Genomic DNA, 18,022 nt, shown 5'->3' with positions numbered 1-18,022 from the left:
CGCATAACAAGCAGGGCCCGCCAGACGGCGGGCCTTTATTACAACCGCGACCATTTGGAAGCAGTACAGGACAGGAAATGTCTATGTTGAAATTCATTTTTAAACGGCTATTGGAAGCGATCCCGACTCTGCTGGTCTTGATCACCGTCTCTTTCTTCATGATGCGTTTCGCCCCCGGTAACCCCTTTACCAGCGAGCGTTCACTGCCCCCCGAAGTCATCGCCAACATCGAGGCCAAATACGGGCTCGACAAACCCATTGGCATGCAATATCTCACCTACCTGGGCAACCTGGTGCAGGGTGATTTGGGCCCCTCTTTCAAATACAAGGATTTCACCGTCAATGATCTGGTGAGCCAGGCGCTGCCTGTTTCCGCCAAGATCGGGACCACGGCCTTCTTCTTCGCCGTGCTGCTGGGGGTCACCTTCGGCACCATAGCGGCACTGAAACAGAACACCATCATCGACTATCTGCTGATGTCGTCGGCCATGGCCGGGGTGGTGATCCCGGGCTTTGTGCTGGCGCCCTTGCTGGTGCTGTTTTTCAGTATTCATCTGGGTTGGTTCCCTGCCGGTGGCTGGCAGGGTGGTGGCATCCAGTTTATGGTGCTGCCGGTGTTTGGCATGATGATGTACTACATCTCTGCCATCTCGCGGATCATGCGGGGCAGCATGATCGAGACCATGAACTCCAACTTCATCCGTACCGCCCGTGCCAAGGGCTTGCCGCTGCGACACATCATCCTGAAACACGCGCTGCGTCCGGCTATGTTGCCGGTGGTCTCCTATCTGGGCCCGGCCTTTGTCGGCATCATCACAGGTTCCGTGGTGATCGAGACCATCTTCGGCCTGCCGGGGATCGGTCAGCTGTTCGTCAACGGTGCCCTTAACCGTGATTACTCCATGGTGCTCGGTCTGACCATTCTGGTCGGCGCCCTCACCATCACCTTTAACGCTGTGGTCGATATTCTCTACGCCTTTATCGATCCCAAGATCCGTTACTAATTCGGGAGTTCATCATGGTTGTTTCAACTGAAAAACGCGACGCCATCGAGGCGTTCGCGCAAAAAGTGGAAGTGGTGGAAGGACGCTCCCTGTGGAAGGATGCCCGTCGCCGTTTCCTGCGCAACAAGGCGGCCCTGACCAGCCTGATCATTCTGACCATCATCGGTCTGGCGGTCATCTTTGGTCCCCATCTGTCCCAATACACCTTTGACGATCCGGACTGGGGTGCCATGCAGTCGCCGCCCGATATGGAAGCGGGTCACTACTTCGGAACCGACAGTCTGGGGCGAGATCTGTTCGTGCGCACCCTGCTGGGCGGTCGCATCTCCCTGATGGTCGGCATCATGGGTGCCATGGTGGCGGTCATCATCGGTACTTTGTATGGCGCGGCCTCCGGCTTTATCGGTGGTCGGGTCGACAGCCTGATGATGCGGGTACTGGAGATCCTCAACGCTTTCCCCTTCATGTTCTTTGTCATCATGCTGGTCACCTTCTTTGGCCGCAATCTGGCACTCATCTTTATCGCCATCGGGGCGGTGAGCTGGCTCGACATGGCGCGGATCGTGCGCGGCCAGACTCTCAGCCTCAAGAGCAAGGAGTTTATCGAGGCAGCCCACGTCTGTGGCGTCTCCAAGTGGAAGATCATCACCCGTCACATCGTACCGAATGTACTCGGTATCGTGGCCGTTTACGCCACCTTGCTGGTGCCGGGCATGATCATGTTTGAATCCTTCCTGAGTTTCCTGGGCCTTGGGGTTCAGGAACCGATGACCAGCTGGGGTGCCCTGCTGGATGAAGGCTCCAAGTCGATGGAAGTGGCCATCTGGCAACTGCTGTTCCCCGCCTGCTTTATGGTGGTGACCCTGTTTTGCTTCAACTTCCTCGGGGATGGTCTGCGTGACGCCCTCGATCCGAAAGATCGTTAATCGAGCATCGGATCGACAGGAAAGCATCACGAAAGATCGATAAGGAGTTTTTATATGAAGTTACTGGATGTGAAAGATCTGCGGGTCGAGTTCAAGACCCCGGACGGCAATGTGGTGGCGGTCAACGACCTCAACTTTTCTCTCTCTGCGGGTGAAACTCTGGGGATCGTCGGCGAGTCCGGCTCCGGCAAATCCCAGACGGCCTTTGCCATCATGGGGCTGCTGGCCAAGAACGGCATTATTACCGGTTCCGCCAAGTTTCAGGGGGAGGAGATCCTCAACCTGCCGGAGTCCAAGCTCAACAAGATCCGCTCCGAGAAGATCGCCATGATCTTCCAGGACCCCATGACCTCGCTCAACCCCTACATGAAGGTGCAGGATCAGCTGATGGAAGTGCTGATGTTGCATAAGGGCGTTAGCAAGGCGGAAGCGTTCGAAGAGTCGGTGCGGATGCTCGATGCGGTGAAAATTCCCGAAGCGCGCAAGCGGATGGGGATGTATCCCCACGAGTTCTCGGGTGGCATGCGCCAGCGGGTGATGATCGCCATGGCGCTGCTCTGCCGGCCGCAACTGCTGATCGCCGACGAGCCGACCACCGCCCTTGACGTGACCGTACAGGCCCAGATCATGACTCTGATGAACGAGCTCAAGCGTGAGTTCAACACCGCCATCATCATGATCACCCACGACCTTGGCGTGGTCGCCGGTATCTGCAACAAGGTGCTGGTGATGTATGCCGGTCGTACCATGGAGTACGGCAAGGTAGACGATATCTTCTATCGCCCGAGCCACCCCTACACCGAAGGTTTGCTGCGCGCCATTCCCCGCCTCGATACCGAAGGGGAAGTGCTGCCCACCATCCCGGGCAATCCGCCCAACTTGCTGCGTCTGCCCACCGGTTGCCCCTTCCAGGAGCGTTGCCACCGGGTCAGCGAGATTTGCGGCCAGCAGTCACCGATCCTGACCCCGTTCAACGATGGTCGGGAGCGTGCTTGCCACTGGGTTTCGGATGCCATGAACAAGGGGGCCAACTAAATGGGTGCCGACAAAAAATTGCTGTTGGAAGTGTCTGACCTCAAGGTCCACTTCAGTATCAAGAGTGGCAAGGCGTGGCCCTGGGCCAAACCGTCCGATCTCAAGGCGGTCGATGGGGTGACCTTGCGTCTCTATGAGGGTGAAACCCTTGGTGTGGTGGGGGAGTCCGGCTGCGGCAAATCGACCTTTGCCCGCGCCATCATCGGTCTGGTACCGGCCACCGATGGCAAGGTGGTGTGGCTGGGTGACGATCTTACCAAGCTCGATCAGAATGCCCTGCGCGAGAAGCGCAAAGAGATCCAGATGATTTTCCAGGATCCGCTGGCTTCTCTGAACCCGCGCATGACTATTGGCGACATCATCGCCGAGCCGCTCATCACCTTCTATCCCAACCTGCCACGGGAAGAGGTGAAGGAGAAGGTGCGCGCCATGATGAGCAAAGTGGGGCTGTTGCCCAACCTGGTCAACCGCTATCCGCACGAGTTCTCCGGCGGCCAGTGCCAGCGGATCGGGATTGCCCGGGCGCTGATCCTCGAGCCCAAGATGATCATCTGCGACGAGCCGGTCTCGGCGCTTGACGTCTCCATTCAGGCGCAGGTGGTCAACCTGCTCAAATCCCTGCAAAAGGAGATGGGGCTGTCGCTCATCTTCATCGCCCACGATCTGTCTGTGGTCAAGCATATCTCCGACCGGGTGCTGGTGATGTATCTGGGCAACGCCGTTGAGCTGGGGACCGGCAAGGAGATCTTCGCCAATCCGCTGCATCCCTACACCAAGGCGTTGATGTCTGCGGTGCCGATCCCGGATCCGGAGCTGGAGCGCAACAAGGTGATCCAGATCCTGGAAGGGGACTTGCCATCGCCGATGAATCCTCCGTCAGGCTGCGTGTTCCGCACCCGCTGCCCGGTGGCTGGCCCCGAGTGTGCCAAGACCCGCCCAGTGCTGGAGGGGAACTTCGATCACGCGGTCTCCTGCCTCAAGGTCGATCCGCTCTGATGGGGATGTGTTGAACATGTTTGCGGGGCTCCTTGATGGGGCCCCGATTTATTTCTGGCGGTAGTGAAGATGCCTCTTGGCGTTATCTTTTACCGCTGCTACTATCCGCGCAACAAGGGGAGTAACTTCTCGCCGGTTTGTCGTCATTACGGTGCACCCATATCCTGCAGTGCACCCGGCAGCCGGGCAGTTGATGCAAATCAGCTGTAAGTGAGACCTTGCCGAGAGGCAAGGTGTATCTGCTCCAAACGCAAACCCACGCCTCTCGGTCGTGGGTTTTGTCGTTTTTGGGAGAAGTGAACATGGGTGAATGGTGGATGTGGACCGGTTTCTTCAGCATAGTGCTGGTCCTGTTATGGATAGACATACGCTTTGTCGGTGGCGGCAAGTCACATAAGGTATCTCTCAAAGAGGCGGGTGTCTGGTCCCTCATCTGGGTCAGCGTGGCGCTGCTCTTCAACCTGGCTATCTGGCTCTGGCTGGATCACAGCGCGGGCCGTGAAATCGCCAATCAGAAGGGGCTGGAGTTCCTTACCGGCTACCTTATCGAGAAAGCGCTGGCAGTGGACAACGTCTTCGTCTGGCTGATGCTGTTCGGCTACTTTGCCATTCCGGCCGAGTTGCAGCGCCGGGTGCTGCTGTACGGGGTACTGGGTGCCATCGTGATGCGGGCCGGTATGGTGTTCGCGGGCAGCTGGCTTATCGAGCAGTTCCACTGGATCCTCTATCTGTTTGGCGCTTTCTTGCTGCTGACCGGCGCCAAGATGCTGTGGGCGGCCGACAAGGAGCCTGATCTCGCCAACAATCCGCTGCTGGGCTGGATGCGCCGTCGCTTCAAGGTGACCGAGACCTTGGAAGGGGAGAAGTTCTTCGTCTGGCGTGACGGTGTGCGCTATGCCACTCCGCTGCTGCTCATTCTGGTGCTGGTGGAGGTGAGCGACCTCATCTTCGCGGTGGACAGTATCCCGGCCATCTTCGCGGTGACCACGGATCCCTTCATCGTGCTGACCTCCAACATCTTCGCCATCATGGGTCTGCGTGCCATGTACTTCCTGCTGGCCGGTGTGGCTGATCGCTTCGCCCTGCTCAAATACGGTCTGGCGCTGATCCTGATGTTTATCGGGGTCAAGATGCTGCTGCTGGATATCTTCAAGATCCCGACCGGCATAGCACTGGGCGTAGTCGCGTTGATCCTGCTGGCATCCATGGGGCTGAGTCTGTTTGTGACCCGTAAAAAGGCCGCTTGAGCGCGGCAGACAATTAAGCAATAACAACAAGGGCTCCCGCAGGAGCCCTTTTTCATATCGCGTGATCAGCGTTTGATCTTCTTGGGGTTGGTGTAGCCCCAGATGGTGTACATGTCCGCCAGCAGGGCGCCGTTGTACTCCTCCAGATCCGCCTGTTTCACTTCGGCTTCACCCTGACGGCCAAACAGCACCACCTCGTCGCCGGGTTTCACCCCTTTCAGATCCGTCACATCCACCATGATGGTGTTCATGGAGGTCTTGCCGACCACCGGCACCTTCTGACCCTGGATCAGCACATAGGCCTTGTTGCTCAGGGAGCGGCGATAACCATCGGAGTAGCCCAGCGGCAGGTTGGCGAGCCAGGAGTCACGCTTGAGAGTAAAGGTGCGGTCATAACCGACGGTGTTACCCGCTGCATAGTGGTTGACCGAGGCGACCTGGGTCTTGAATGCCATCACCCGCTTGTATTCGGTGTGGGAGGGGATGGAGTCACCGTAGAGCAGGCCGCCCGGGCGCACCATGTCGAAGTAGGCGTCCGGCACGGCCAGAGTGGCGAAGGAGTTGGCGGCGTGGATGGTGATCTTGCTGCGATCCAGCTTGCCCGCTTCCAGCAGCCACTGGGAGTCCAGTTTGAACTGGGCCAGCCCCATCTTGACGTCCTCTTTCTCCTCAACCGGGAAGTGGGTCATGATGCCGACCGGGGTGATCCCCTTTAGCTTGAGCATGGCCAGCGCATCCTGCTTGGCATCGGCCAGACGCAGGTCGATGCCGTTGCGGCTCATGCCGGCGGAGTTGAGTGCAATATGCACCGGAATGGTGGTGTGGTGGCGCTGGGCGATATCGGCGATGCCCTGGGCACTCACCAGACTGCCGATCAGCTCCTCCATCTTGTAGGGCAGGGCCTGCTCTACTTCATCCGGAGTGGCGGCACGTACCCGCATCAGACGGCCGGTAAAGCCCTTCTCGCGGGCGACGCGCGCCTCTTCGTTGCTGGCGATGCCGATGCAGGGGATATTGGCCTTGACCACGGAGGGGACCAGCAGGTCGATGCCATGACCATAAGCGTCGGCCTTCATGATGGCGCAGATCTGCGGGCCCTTGTCGCCGAGGCGATCCTTGAGGGTCTGGATATTGTGTTCAAAGGCGCCCAGATCCACTTCCAACCAGGCGTTGCTGGCGGTTTGCTCCTGGCCGTTGCGATGATCCGTCGCAAGGGGCAGATAGGGAGCCGCAACGGCTTGGCCCGCGAGCAGGCCGAAGATCAGGGTAGCCAGCAGAGTTTTCTTGTGCATGGTGATTCCTTTTTGTTATTCGCGTTGGATAGTTTGGACGGGGTCGGCCACATTGGTGGTGGTTTAACCACAACTTGTTGTTATTATTATGATCTTTGTCACTCTCAACAGGCGCTGACTGGTTGGGAGTCTACCGCAACACGGGTTCGGCCGACACTCGTCAGGGGAATAAAATGGTCAATCTTGAGTTACGTTTGCCACCACCGCTGATCTTCCTGCTCTGTGCCGGGGCCATGTGGTGGCTAAGAGGGGAGAGCCAGCCCGGTATCTGGGCAATGACGCTGATGACTGTGCTGGTCGTGGCGGGGGCCATCATGGGCTTTGGGGCCCTGCAACGGTTTCGTCACCACCAGACCACGGTCAGCCCCACCAAACCCCAGCACACCAGCCGTCTGGTGACCTGTGGCGTCTATCGTGTCAGTCGAAATCCCATGTATCTGGGGCTGCTCTGCTGGCTGGCCGCCTGGGGCTGTTATCTCGGTGGAAGTTGGGTCTGGGTTGGGCCAATCGTGCTGGTGGCCTGGCTGACCCGCTTCCAGATCATGCCGGAGGAGCGACTGTTGCATGCTCGTTTCGGCGACGAGTATGTGGCGTATTGCCAGCGCGTTCGCCGTTGGTGCTGACTGGCAGTGACCTGCGTGAGCTGAGGGCTAAGTCGGGTCAGCCGTGCGGGATAAAGAGAACCCCGGGCGGGCCCGGGGTTCTCGAGGGACAGGTTAGAAAAAATCGCCCTTCTCGTCCTTGGTGGGTTCGAGGCTCCAGCCGGTGGCATCGCTGCTGCTGGCAATCTGCCCCTTCTCCTTCCACAACTTGATCTTGAGGCGCAGGTTGTTGGCCGAGTCGGCGTTTTTCACCGCCTCTTCTTCCTCAATCACCCCTTCCACCACCAGATCAAACAGGGCGCTGTCGAAGGTGACCATGCCGAGGGCCTTGGATTTCTCCATCACCTCTTTGAGGCCGCCAAATTCGCCGCGCTTGATCATGTCGCGGATGGTGTGGGTGCCGAGCATGATCTCCACTGCGGCCCGGCGGCCGCCATCGGTGGTTTTCACCAGCCGCTGGGAGACAAAGGCCTTGAGGTTGTTGCCCAGATCGTTGAGCAGTTGCGGACGGCGCTCCTCGGGGAAGAAGTTGATGATGCGATCCAGCGCCTGGTTGGCGTTGTTGGCGTGCAGGGTGGAGATGGCAAGGTGGCCGGTTTCGGAGAAGGCCAGCGCATGCTCCATGGTCTCGCGATCGCGAATTTCGCCGATAAGAATGACGTCCGGCGCCTGACGCAGGGTGTTTTTCAGGGCAGCATGGAAGCTGCGGGTATCTACCCCCACCTCCCGCTGGTTGATGATGCTCTTGCGGTGACGATGAACGAACTCCACCGGATCCTCGATGGTAATGATGTGGCCGCCGCTGTTGCGGTTGCGGTGGTCGATAAGCGCCGCCAGCGAAGTGGATTTACCCGAGCCGGTACCGCCGACAAACAGCACCAGGCCGCGCTTCTCCATGATGGTGTCGAGCAGCACGGGGGGCAGTTTCAGATCTTCGAAGCGGGGGATTTCGGTCTTGATGTTGCGGGCCACCAGAGAGACTTCGTTGCGCTGCTTGAAGATGTTGACCCGAAAGCGGCCGATCTGGGGCAGGGAGATGGCGAGGTTCATCTCCAGATCCTTCTCGAACTGCTGCTTCTGCTCGCCATCCATGATCTCGGCGGCGATCCGCGCCACTTCCCCCGGCTCCAGCGGCGTTTCGTTGAGGGGGCGCAGGCCGCCGTTAAATTTGGCGCAGGGGGGCGCGCCGGTCGACAGATAGAGGTCTGAGCCATCCTGCTTGGCCAGGATCTGTAACATGTCTCGCAATTCCATTTTTTTGCCTCGTCGATCAATGAGATGCCATGAGCTGGATGATATTGAGTGTACAGCCTCAGGCGCCGGTCAGTTTCTCGCGAAAGACAAAAAAGACCGCACCGAGAATGCAGAGCCCTGCCCAGAGATAGTCCCATTTCAGATCTTCCTTGAGATAGAAGATAGAGAAGGGGACGAATACGGTGAGTGTGATCACTTCTTGCAGGATTTTAAGTTGGCCCACGCTCATCACGGTGTGGCCAATGCGGTTGGCGGGCACTTGCAGCAGGTATTCGAACAGAGCGATACCCCAGCTCACCAGGGCGGCAATGATCCAGGGTTTATGGTTCATGCTCTTGAGGTGAGCGTACCAGGCGAAGGTCATAAAGACGTTGCTGCAGAGCAGCAGACCGATACTGGTGAAAATCGGGTTCATAGGGTTCTCCTTGAAAATCCGGCGCATTTTATCCCTGAACCACGGGTTTTCATACGTGGTGCGGGAGGGTATTTTTAACCAACAGGATAAGCCGTGCGAGGTATGCGACGGGATGGGCAAGTTATGCGGGATTGTGTTGTTACTGTTATTTGCCATGCCGGTGCGAGCGACCCCGACGCTGACGGTGGCCACCGATCTGTGGCCGCCATTTCGCATCCTGCAAGCGGATGGCCGGTTGCAGGGGCTCGACATGGACATCCTGCGCCGGTTGCAACAGGCGAGCGGCATTGAGTTGCAGGTACGGCGGATGCCGTGGGGCAGGGCGCTCAAGCAGATGCAGACCGGTCAGGTCGATCTGATGATTGGCCTCGCCTATACCGCCGAGCGGGCGCAGTTTATCGACTATCTGCAGCCTGCCTACTACCAGTGCTGGCCCGCGTTTTATGGTCAGCCGGTCAATGTGGCCCGGATCCACCAATACCGCGATCTGCAGGGGGTGAAGGTGGGCTATGTGCTCAACTCGGCCTACTTTGAGCCCTTCAACAGTGACAGCCGCCTCGACAAGCACGGAGTACCCACCGAAGATCAGCTGCTGCGCATGGTGCAGCGCGGTCACCTGCCGCTGATGATTGGCACCGACTGTCAGGTGGACTATGCCCTGAGTCAGGGAAATGCAAGCCGGATAGGCAAGGCGGACTACCGCCCCGCCACGCCGGTGACCCTCTATCTGGGGATGAGCAAGCACTCACCTCATCAGTCGCTGCGCCAGCCCTTACTGGTGGCGCTGCAAAATCTGGTGGCCAGCGGCGAGATAAGCGTGATGGCCAAGCGTTACCAGCCTTGACCTTGGGTGGCAAGCCACTGTTATCATGCCCTTTTCCTGCTTCCCCCCGACGCTGCGACTGGGCCGGGGGGAAGCCTTGTTATTCGGGGATCATCCTTGTACCTCTCCCTTATCGCCCGCCAACAGCGCTGGCAGCGGCGCTGGCTCTGTGGCCTGACGCTGCTGACCCTGCTGCTGTTTCTCTTCTCCCTCGTCTGGGGCGAGTTTGTGCTGCTGCCCTGGCGGCCTCTTGGCGAGCTCGAACAGCGCATCCTGCTGGAGCTGCGCCTGCCGCGCGCCTTGCTGGCCCTCTTGGCTGGCGCAGCCCTTGCCTGTGGCGGCGCCGTATTGCAGGTGATGCTGCACAACCCGGTGGCCGAACCCGGGCTGCTTGGTGTCTCGAGCGGAGCAGGACTGGCTGCCATGGTGGCGATGGCGGTGGCCAAGTCCCTCGGCCTCTATCTGCCCGGCTGGGGGCTGTCGCTGGCGGCCTTTGGTGGCGCCTTGCTGGTGACCATGCTGCTCATTCGGCTGGCTCGCCGGGCGCGTCTCGGCCATGCCCGCTTGCTATTGTTTGGGGTGGCCATCGGCATTCTCACCAATGCCGCCATGACCTGGTTGATGTACTTTGCCGATGATGGCTCCTTGCGTGAATTCATGTTCTGGATGATGGGCAGCCTCTCTTACGGCAGCCAGCAGTTTGCCTGGTGGTGGCTGGTGCTGCCGCTCACCCTGGGCTGGCTCTGCTGGCAGGGCAAGGCACTGCAACAGTTGTTGTTGGGGGAGACCCAGGCCCGCCTGATGGGGATGGATGTCGACAAGATGCGGGTGCGGCTGGTGCTGGCGGTCTGTCTGCTGACCGGTGTGGCGGTGTCGTTGTGTGGTGTCATCGGTTTTGTCGGGTTGGTGGTGCCCCATCTGCTGCGGCTCTGCGGTGGCAGCGATCAGCGCTTTCTGCTGCCTGCCTCGGCGCTTGGCGGCGGGGCCCTGCTGCTGGCGGCCGATCTGGTTGCTCGATCCACCCTGAGCGCGGGGGAGTTACCTATCGGCGTCATCACCGCCTCGGTGGGGGCGCCGCTCTTTATCTACCTGCTATTGAGGCAAACTGCCGATGGTGCTGCATGAATATCTGCATGATTTGGTCGGGGCGCGCAGTCTCCTTATTTACCCGTTGTAGAGGCAAGATGCCGATGTCACCCGCTGATCCCATGCCGGTTTCTTCTCGTGCTGCTGTGCCGCTGCTGGAGGCGCGCGCACTCGCCATTGCCGGACGGCTCTCTCCCCTAGATATCCGCTGGCATGGCGGCCAGCTGGTGGCGCTGCTTGGCCCCAATGGCAGTGGCAAGTCGACCCTGCTCGGGGCGCTGGCGGGGATTTTACCCGCCGATGGCACAGTGCTGCTGGGGGGGGGAGTGCTTACTGACATGAGTTGGCCCGAGCTTGCCAAACGGCGCGCCATGTTGCCCCAGCGTCAGCCCCAGCTGTTTCATATTCCGGTGTTTCAGGTGTTGAGCCTGGGGCTCGATGAGATGGTTGCACCTGCCAGACAGAACGAGGCGATAAATGCATTGTGCGAGGCATTGGAGCTGGAAGCTTTGCTGGCTCGTGACTTCAGCCGGTTGTCGGGGGGCGAGCAGCAGCGGGTGCTGATTGCCCGCACCCTGCTGCAGGTGTGGCCGAGCCTCAATCCGACCGGCAAGGTGCTGCTGCTGGACGAGCCGCTGGCGGGGCTCGACCTGCATCACCAGCTGGCGCTATTGCGTTTGCTGAAAACCCTGGCCGGGCAGGGATTGCTGGTGGTGCTCGCCATCCACGATATCAATCTGGCCATCGACTGGGCGGACCGCATTCTCTGCCTGCAACAGGGCTCGGTGGTGCGCGAAGGGGGGGTCGAGCTGGTGGATGAGGCGCTGCTGGCACAGGTATTCCAGATCCGCACCGACCGCATCGAAGCTGCGGGGCGCGTGTGGTTTATGCCCAGTTTGTAAGTAGGGTGTACAGGAAAGAGGGCGCATGTAGGGTCGATTAGCGAAGCGTAATCGGCCGACAGCAAGAAGAAGGGGCCGGTATCAAAAATACTGGCCCCTTTGGTTTTATTCGCAGTTCAAGCCTGTTTGCTCAGGCGCACCTGCGCCGCCTCTGCCAGCATCGCCAGCAGGGTTTCGGTGTCGCTCCATGACAGGCAGGCATCGGTGATGCTCTGGCCAAAGGTGGCGGCGCAGCCGTTCTCCACATCCTGGCGCCCTTCCACCAGGAAGCTTTCTGCCATGATGCCGGCGATGCCGGTACGGCCGCGGCGCAACTGATCGCAGATATCTTGCGCCACCAGCAGCTGACGGCGGTGATCCTTCATGCTGTTGCCGTGGCTGAAATCGACCACCAGACGCTCCGGCAGGCCCACATCGGCCAGCGCTTCACATGCTTCATCGACACTGGCGGTGTCGTAGTTGGGGCGGTGGCCGCCACGCAGGATAACATGACCAAAGGGGTTACCGGCGGTGCGGTAGATGGTCATCTTGCCGTCTTTGTCCGGCGAATAGAAGATGTGGCTGTGACGGGCGGCGCGCACCGCATCGATGGCGATGCGGGTATTGCCGTCGGTGCCGTTCTTGAAGCCGACCGGGCAGGAGAGGGCCGAAGCCATCTCGCGGTGTACCTGGGATTCGGTGGTGCGAGCGCCGATAGCGCCCCAGGTGATGAGGTCGGCAATATACTGGCCGGTCACCATATCGAGGAATTCGGTGGCGGTGGGCATGCCGATCTCGTTGATGTCGACCAGCAGTTTGCGCGCCAGTTTCAGCCCTTCGTTGACATCGAAACTGCCATCAAGGCGCGGGTCATTGATCAGCCCTTTCCAGCCGACGATGGTGCGCGGCTTCTCGAAGTAGGTGCGCATCACGATGCAGAGACTCTCTTTATACTGCTCGCGCAGGGCGTTGAGGCGCAGGGCATACTCGCGAGCAGCAGCGGGATCATGGATAGAGCAGGGGCCGACAATGACCAGCAGGCGCTGATCGTCTCCGGCCAGAATGGCTTCCACTTCGCGACGGGCATCCAGCAGATTCTGGGCAATGGTATCGGTGATCGGAAACGCGTGTGCAAGCTCGCTCGGAGTGATCAGTGACTCCAGGCGACGGGTGCGCAATTCATCTGTGTGAATGGACATACAACTCAAGTCTCGAGTGGGTGGTGTCAGCCGCAAGGGGCGAAAAAGCAAAGAGATAAAATAAAGCAAAAGTCCCCTGATTGAAACCTTGGGGGGCTCTGATAGGATGTGAGGCCAAAATCGATTCCAAATGAGGTAGATAGCGTGGCAAAGCCAGGGGCAACCGGGGTCACCCGCATCATCAACGCAACCGGTTACAGCATGAAGGGGCTCAAGTCAGCCTGGATTAACGAGGCGGCTTTTCGGCAGGAGCTGATGCTGATCCTGTTGCTGATGCCACTTGCCTTCTGGCTGGGGGATTCTCTCAACCAGATCCTGCTGCTTATCGTCATCAGTTGGCTGGTGGTGATCGTCGAGATCCTCAACTCCGCCATTGAAGCTGTGGTAGACAGGGTTGGCTCCGAGCATCATGAGCTCTCCGGTCGCGCCAAGGATCTCGGCTCTGCCGCCGTCTTTATCGCGCTGGCCCTCAATGCCCTGGTGTGGGGCGCGCTGGTGGGCCGCAACCTGTTGGGGTGGTGGTAAGCCATCACGCAGCTATCAGGCTCCACAACGTAAAAAAGCCCGTCATCATGACGGGCTTTTTGCAGCTTGGATACACGGATCTATCAGTGGAGGATGCGGGCGCGGATGGTGCCGTTGATCTCCTTGAGCTTGGCGAGCGCCTTCTCGCTGTGCTCTGTCTCCACGTCGATCACCACGTAACCGATATGGCTGCTGGTCTGCAGGTATTGACCGGCGATGTTGATCCCCTCTTCGGCGAAGATCTGGTTGATCTGGTTCATCACGCCCGGCTGGTTGCGGTGAATGTGCAGCAGGCGGCTGGAGCCCTTGTGGCCCGGCAGCGACACTTCCGGGAAGTTGACGGCGGAGAGAGTGGAGCCGTTGTCGGAGTATTTGACCAGCTTGTTGGCCACTTCCAGCCCGATGTTCTCCTGCGCTTCATGGGTGGTGCCACCGATGTGCGGGGTCAGGATGACGTTCTCCAGCCCCCGCAGCGGGCTTTGGAACTCTTCGTCGTTGGACTTGGGCTCGACCGGGAAGACGTCGATGGCGGCGCCGGCGATATGGCCGCTTTTGATGACGTCAGCCAGCGCATCGATATCCACCACAGTACCGCGGGCGGCGTTGATGAAGATGGCGCCCGGCTTCATCATCCGCAGTTGCTCGGCACCGATCATGTTCTTGGTGGAGGCGGTCTCCGGCACGTGCAGGCTGATGACGTCAGACATATTGAGCAGCTCGACCATGCTCGGCACTTGAATGGCGTTACCCAGCGAGAGCTTGTTCTCTATATCGTAGTAATAAACTTTCATGCCGATGCTCTCGGCGATGATGCCAAGCTGGGTACCGATGTGGCCGTAGCCGATGATGCCAAGCTTCTTGCCGCGCGCTTCCACCGAGCGGTTGGCCAGTTTTTCCCACACGCCGCGATGGCACTTGGCATTCTTCTCGGGGATGCCGCGCAGCAGCAGCAGGATCTCGCCCAGTACCAGCTCGGCGACCGAACGGGTGTTGGAGAAGGGGGCGTTGAAGACCGGAATACCGCGGATCTGGGCCGCTTCCAGCTCGACCTGGTTGGTACCGATGCAGAAGCAGCCGATGGCGACCAGCTTGTTGGCGGCGTCGAGGACTTTCTCGGTGATCTGGGTGCGGGAGCGCAGCCCGATGAAATGGACGTCGCGGATCTGCTCAATCAGCTCCTCTTCGGAGAGCGAGGTCTTGAGATACTCCACACTGGTGTAACCTGCGGCACGAAAGGTCTCTACGGTGTTGGGGTGAACCCCCTCCAGCAGCAGAACCTTGATTTTATCCTTGTCCAACGAAAACTTGGCAGTCATGACGATCCCTCTGTATGTGCAAACGTAAGTGCAGATTTGGTGTGCGAAGAAAACCGTAAAGTAGCAAAAACGTTTGGGAGAGGGAATATTTGTGACGAAAGTCAAATTCTTTGAAGTTATCAACGAATGTTGTAAACATCCGTATGCAACTTGTTGAGGGATAAATAAAAACGGCGCCATCAGGCGCCGTCATTTATTCACAGTGCAATGTTTGGGTCATATTCCATCCCGGGGCTCAATCAACGCCGCTGTTGCGTCAGGGCTGGCAGAGTGGCGCTGGCGGACGAGGGAGGATGCCGCTGCACTGTGCTACCGGTGTCGGGATTACTGGGTAATCACGCCGTCCGGCGTACCGATCAGGACAACATCGGCGCCGCGCGCGGCGAACAGGCCGTTGGTGACCACACCAACAATGGCGTTCAGTCGTACTTCCAGCGCCTTGGCGTCGGTAATGGCCATGCCTTTCACATCCAGAATGTGGTTGCCGTTGTCGGTGACCACGCCTTCACGCCACACCGGGTTGCCACCCAGTTTGCGAATTTCGCGGGCCACGTATTCGCGGGCCATCGGGATCACTTCCACCGGCAGCGGGAACTGGCCCAGCACGTCGACGGTCTTGGTGTTGTCGATGATGCAGATGAACTTGTCAGCGACGGCGGCAACGATCTTCTCGCGGGTCAGGGCTGCGCCACCGCCCTTGATCATGTCGCGGGTTGCGTTGATCTCGTCGGCGCCATCCACATAGACGGAGAGGGCGTCGATCTCGTTGAGATCATATACGGTGATGCCGAAGCCCTTGAGGCGCTCGGTAGAGGCCACGGAGCTGGATACCGCCCCCTTGATCTCGTCCTTCATGGTCGCCAGCGCGTCGATAAAGTGGTTGACGGTAGAGCCGGTGCCCACCCCGACGATGGTGCCGGGAACCACATACTTGAGCGCAGCCCAACCGGCCGCCTTCTTCATTTCATCTTGAGTCATGATCGTTCCTTAAGAAAAAAGCGGGCGCATTATATCCAACCCGGTACCCCGTCGCGACCTTGTTGCTCACGTTCCGGGGCAAAAAGAGGGACTTTGTAAATCGTTTGCCTGTTTATTCTGCGTTTGCGCGCACAAAGCAGGGGCTGCCTGCCAAAAACAGCCTATTCGAAGCGCCAGCAGTGGCTTGGGGTGATGATCTGGGGCAGCGGCACATCCCACTCCTCTTGCGGGACCGCATCCACCTGCTGGCAGTCGTGGGCAATGCCGAGCGGCTTGGGCCCCAGCTTGTGCTCATGCCAGATGGCGAGAGTGCGATCGTAGTAGCCGCCCCCCATGCCAAGGCGATTACCCTGGGCATCGAAGGCGACCAGCGGGGTGCAGATAAGATCGAGCGTGCTGTGGGGCACCACCTGCAGGATATCCAGCTCCGGCTCTTCGATGCCGTAGCGGTTGCGTACCATGGGGCTGGTGGCGGTATAGCGCAAAAAGAGCAGGTGACCCGGGGTAAAGGGGTGGAGCACCGGCAGGTAGACCTCTTTGTGCTGGGCCCACAGCCAATGGATGGTGGGCAAGGGATTGATCTCCCCATCATTGGCCAGATAGAGGGCAATGCGTTTGGCGGCGAGGATCTCGGGGTGTTGCTTGAACTGGGCCAGCAGCTGTTGGGCCGCCAATTGCTGCTCGGCCGGACTCAGATTTTTGCGGCGTTGACGAACCAGTTGGCGCAGGGATTGACGTTCGGGTTGGGACTCATGCATGGGGAACCTCTGGTATAGCTGCGCATCGATGGCTTGAACGCGCTCTACCTTAGCACATTCACTCTTGACGTTAAGGGGCAGGGGAACTCCCGCCCCGGACGGCTGATGCCCGGAACGGTGGGATAAATGCTGGCGGATCCGTTAGTGAGTCAACAAGGGCCAGGGTGTAGCCCCTGTTGACAGCATGTCGGCGCGCCAGCCTCTGGTTTGTTACTTGTCAGCCTTGCCACGCATCTGGTGCTTCACAAACACTGCAATGAGTGCCGCTACCGCAAGCGCCATCGGGTAGAAACTCATGCTTACTACCGCCAACGGCGACAGGGCGAAGATGGATCCCAGCAGCAGCGCCTGTGCGCCCCAGGGGATCAGACCCTGTACCACGCAGGAGAAGATATCCAGCATGGAGGCGGCGCGGCGCGGGGTGACACCGTGGTGTTCGGCGAGATCCCGGGCTACCTTGCTGGCGACGATAATAGCCACCGTGTTGTTGGCGGTGCATAGGTTGGTGAGGCTCACCACCCCGGCGATGCCGAGCTCGGCGGCTTTCTCGTTCTGTTCACCATTGTGCTCGCGAGTGAAACGGGCAATCAGGGCGCTGATGCGCTCGCTGATCCATGCCAGTCCACCTTGACGCTCCATCAGGGCGCCGAGGCCGCCGATCAGCATGGAGAGCAGGAAGATCTCCTGCATGCCGGTAAAGCCCTGATAGATATCCTTGCTGAACTGACCGATGGCGTAGCCGTTGATCATGCCCACCACTCCGGCGGCCAGAATACCGATCCCCAGCACCACAAACACATTCACTCCGGCGAGCGCCAGCCCCAGGATCAGCAGATAAGGCATCACCTTGAACAGCTCGATGGCGCTGCCGCTGGCCGGGGATTCCCCCACTGAGCCCAGGGTCAGATAGAGCAGGATCACCGCGATGGCGGCAGGGGCCGCAATCTTGAAGTTCTCGCGGAACTTGTCCTTCATCTCGCACCCCTGACTGCGGGTTGCTGCTATGGTGGTGTCGGAGATGATGGAGAGGTTATCGCCAAACATGGCGCCGGAGAGAATGGTGCCTGCCATCAGTACCGGATCGATACCGGCCGCCTGCGCCACGCCCAGCGCGACCGGCGCCACGGCACCTATGGTGCCCATGGAGGTGCCCATAGCGGTAGCAATAAAGGCAGAGATGAGGAACAGCCCGGGCAACAGCGCCCAGCCAGGGATGAGCGATAGGCCCAGCGCCACGGTGGCATCAACCCCGCCTGTGGCCTTGGCCACGCTGGCAAAGGCGCCCGCCAGCAGATAGATAAGGCACATCGCCATGATATTGCTGTGGCCGACCCCCTTGAAGAAGGTCTCCAGATTGCTGTTGAAGCTCTCTTTGCCAAGCAACAGGGCCAGCATCACCGCAGGCAGGGCAGCAACCGGAGCGGGCAGCTGATAGAAGGCGAATTCGACCCCCTGCAGGGTCAGCCAGGTACCGGTACCGATAAAGAGTGCGAGAAAAACCAGAAGTGGCAACAAGGCCCTGGCACTGGGTTGAGTCTGGATCATGTGTTCCTCTGAAATTGAACAATGACCTCCTGTCATAAACTGCTTTGTACCTGTATCGGATAGGGATAGGGGGAAAACAGGGCGGGCATCCTGCCGCATTGGGGTGCCCACAGTAGTGAGTCAACCTCGCCTGGTCAAGA

At 59.4% G+C, this 18,022-nt stretch carries 18 protein-coding genes; 10 read left to right on the top strand and 8 right to left on the bottom strand.

The genetic code is table 11. The features are described from left to right. Nucleotides 1–83: 83 nt before the first annotated feature. The 5 genes from oppB to I6L34_RS02825 all read left to right on the top strand — a co-directional run bounded on the left by oppB (nucleotide 84) and on the right by I6L34_RS02825 (nucleotide 5,208). Entirely contained in the window at nucleotides 84–1,004 is a 921-nt protein-coding gene (gene oppB / locus I6L34_RS02845) for an oligopeptide ABC transporter permease OppB (RefSeq protein WP_005337672.1), read from the top strand. 14 nt (nucleotides 1,005–1,018) lie between these two features. Beyond that, on the top strand, nucleotides 1,019–1,930 hold the full coding sequence (gene oppC / locus I6L34_RS02840) for an oligopeptide ABC transporter permease OppC (protein ID WP_019446650.1): 912 nt from the start codon (nucleotides 1,019–1,021) through the stop codon (nucleotides 1,928–1,930). A 54-nt stretch (nucleotides 1,931–1,984) separates the two neighbouring features. Further along, nucleotides 1,985–2,965: an ABC transporter ATP-binding protein gene (locus I6L34_RS02835; protein ID WP_005337668.1), complete on the top strand. Its 981-nt coding sequence runs from the start codon at nucleotides 1,985–1,987 to the stop codon at nucleotides 2,963–2,965. Beyond that, nucleotides 2,966–3,961 carry a murein tripeptide/oligopeptide ABC transporter ATP binding protein OppF gene (gene oppF / locus I6L34_RS02830; protein ID WP_058055903.1) on the top strand — a complete coding sequence of 332 codons (996 nt, stop codon included), beginning with the start codon at nucleotides 2,966–2,968 and terminating at the stop codon, nucleotides 3,959–3,961. It abuts the gene before it with no gap. A gap of 302 nt (nucleotides 3,962–4,263) precedes the next feature. After that, nucleotides 4,264–5,208 carry a TerC family protein gene (locus I6L34_RS02825; RefSeq protein ID WP_005337664.1) on the top strand — a complete coding sequence of 315 codons (945 nt, stop codon included), beginning with the start codon at nucleotides 4,264–4,266 and terminating at the stop codon, nucleotides 5,206–5,208. 65 nt (nucleotides 5,209–5,273) lie between these two features. Here the strand turns inward: I6L34_RS02825 and alr are convergent, their stop codons facing one another. Continuing rightward, complete coding sequence (alr, locus tag I6L34_RS02820) at nucleotides 5,274–6,500, bottom strand: alanine racemase (RefSeq protein ID WP_021230622.1); 1,227 nt, start codon at nucleotides 6,498–6,500, stop codon at nucleotides 5,274–5,276. Between the two features lie 173 nt (nucleotides 6,501–6,673). On the opposite strand from alr, the gene I6L34_RS02815 reads away from it, so the two are divergent. After that, nucleotides 6,674–7,123 (top strand): isoprenylcysteine carboxylmethyltransferase family protein, encoded by a 450-nt coding sequence (locus tag I6L34_RS02815; protein ID WP_058055904.1) that lies wholly within the window; start codon nucleotides 6,674–6,676, stop codon nucleotides 7,121–7,123. 93 nt (nucleotides 7,124–7,216) lie between these two features. Here the strand turns inward: I6L34_RS02815 and tapW are convergent, their stop codons facing one another. Both tapW and I6L34_RS02805 read right to left on the bottom strand, forming a co-directional pair. Further along, nucleotides 7,217–8,356 (bottom strand): type IVa pilus ATPase TapW, encoded by a 1,140-nt coding sequence (tapW, locus tag I6L34_RS02810; RefSeq protein ID WP_005353124.1) that lies wholly within the window; start codon nucleotides 8,354–8,356, stop codon nucleotides 7,217–7,219. 58 nt (nucleotides 8,357–8,414) lie between these two features. Further along, entirely contained in the window at nucleotides 8,415–8,771 is a 357-nt protein-coding gene (locus I6L34_RS02805; protein WP_005337656.1) for a DMT family protein, read from the bottom strand. Nucleotides 8,772–8,883: 112 nt separating this feature from the next. Here I6L34_RS02805 and I6L34_RS02800 point away from each other — a divergent pair, with 112 nt between their 5' ends. From I6L34_RS02800 to I6L34_RS02790, 3 genes are all read left to right on the top strand, one after another. After that, nucleotides 8,884–9,615 (top strand): ABC transporter substrate-binding protein, encoded by a 732-nt coding sequence (locus I6L34_RS02800; RefSeq protein ID WP_013723600.1) that lies wholly within the window; start codon nucleotides 8,884–8,886, stop codon nucleotides 9,613–9,615. A gap of 96 nt (nucleotides 9,616–9,711) precedes the next feature. Continuing rightward, complete coding sequence (gene btuC / locus I6L34_RS02795) at nucleotides 9,712–10,719, top strand: vitamin B12 ABC transporter permease BtuC (RefSeq protein ID WP_216955572.1); 1,008 nt, start codon at nucleotides 9,712–9,714, stop codon at nucleotides 10,717–10,719. 65 nt (nucleotides 10,720–10,784) lie between these two features. Further along, on the top strand, nucleotides 10,785–11,582 hold the full coding sequence (locus tag I6L34_RS02790; protein ID WP_216956858.1) for an ATP-binding cassette domain-containing protein: 798 nt from the start codon (nucleotides 10,785–10,787) through the stop codon (nucleotides 11,580–11,582). Nucleotides 11,583–11,698: 116 nt separating this feature from the next. Here I6L34_RS02790 and I6L34_RS02785 read toward each other — a convergent pair whose 3' ends face one another. After that, a complete protein-coding gene (locus I6L34_RS02785; protein ID WP_103252338.1) occupies nucleotides 11,699–12,760 on the bottom strand; it encodes a 3-deoxy-7-phosphoheptulonate synthase in 1,062 nt (353 codons plus the stop codon). 144 nt (nucleotides 12,761–12,904) lie between these two features. Between I6L34_RS02785 and I6L34_RS02780 the strand changes: the two genes are divergently transcribed. Then, on the top strand, nucleotides 12,905–13,285 hold the full coding sequence (locus I6L34_RS02780; protein ID WP_005337641.1) for a diacylglycerol kinase: 381 nt from the start codon (nucleotides 12,905–12,907) through the stop codon (nucleotides 13,283–13,285). An 83-nt stretch (nucleotides 13,286–13,368) separates the two neighbouring features. On the opposite strand, the gene serA is transcribed toward I6L34_RS02780, so the two are convergent. From serA to I6L34_RS02760, 4 genes are all read right to left on the bottom strand, one after another. Further along, nucleotides 13,369–14,601 (bottom strand): phosphoglycerate dehydrogenase, encoded by a 1,233-nt coding sequence (serA, locus tag I6L34_RS02775; RefSeq protein WP_005337639.1) that lies wholly within the window; start codon nucleotides 14,599–14,601, stop codon nucleotides 13,369–13,371. A gap of 324 nt (nucleotides 14,602–14,925) precedes the next feature. Further along, complete coding sequence (rpiA, locus tag I6L34_RS02770; RefSeq protein ID WP_005353106.1) at nucleotides 14,926–15,579, bottom strand: ribose-5-phosphate isomerase RpiA; 654 nt, start codon at nucleotides 15,577–15,579, stop codon at nucleotides 14,926–14,928. Nucleotides 15,580–15,740: 161 nt separating this feature from the next. Continuing rightward, nucleotides 15,741–16,337, bottom strand: a complete 597-nt coding sequence (locus I6L34_RS02765; protein ID WP_058059524.1) for a 5-formyltetrahydrofolate cyclo-ligase — start codon at nucleotides 16,335–16,337, stop codon at nucleotides 15,741–15,743. A gap of 210 nt (nucleotides 16,338–16,547) precedes the next feature. Then, nucleotides 16,548–17,882, bottom strand: coding sequence for a Na+/H+ antiporter NhaC family protein (locus I6L34_RS02760; protein ID WP_106844006.1), 1,335 nt, complete (start codon nucleotides 17,880–17,882; stop codon nucleotides 16,548–16,550). Nucleotides 17,883–18,022: the final 140 nt, after the last annotated feature.

The sequence above is a fragment of the Aeromonas sp. FDAARGOS 1404 genome (genome assembly GCF_019047085.1).
GTDB classification, from domain to species: domain Bacteria; phylum Pseudomonadota; class Gammaproteobacteria; order Enterobacterales; family Aeromonadaceae; genus Aeromonas; species Aeromonas veronii.
This window is presented reverse-complemented; position numbering and strand designations above follow the sequence as displayed.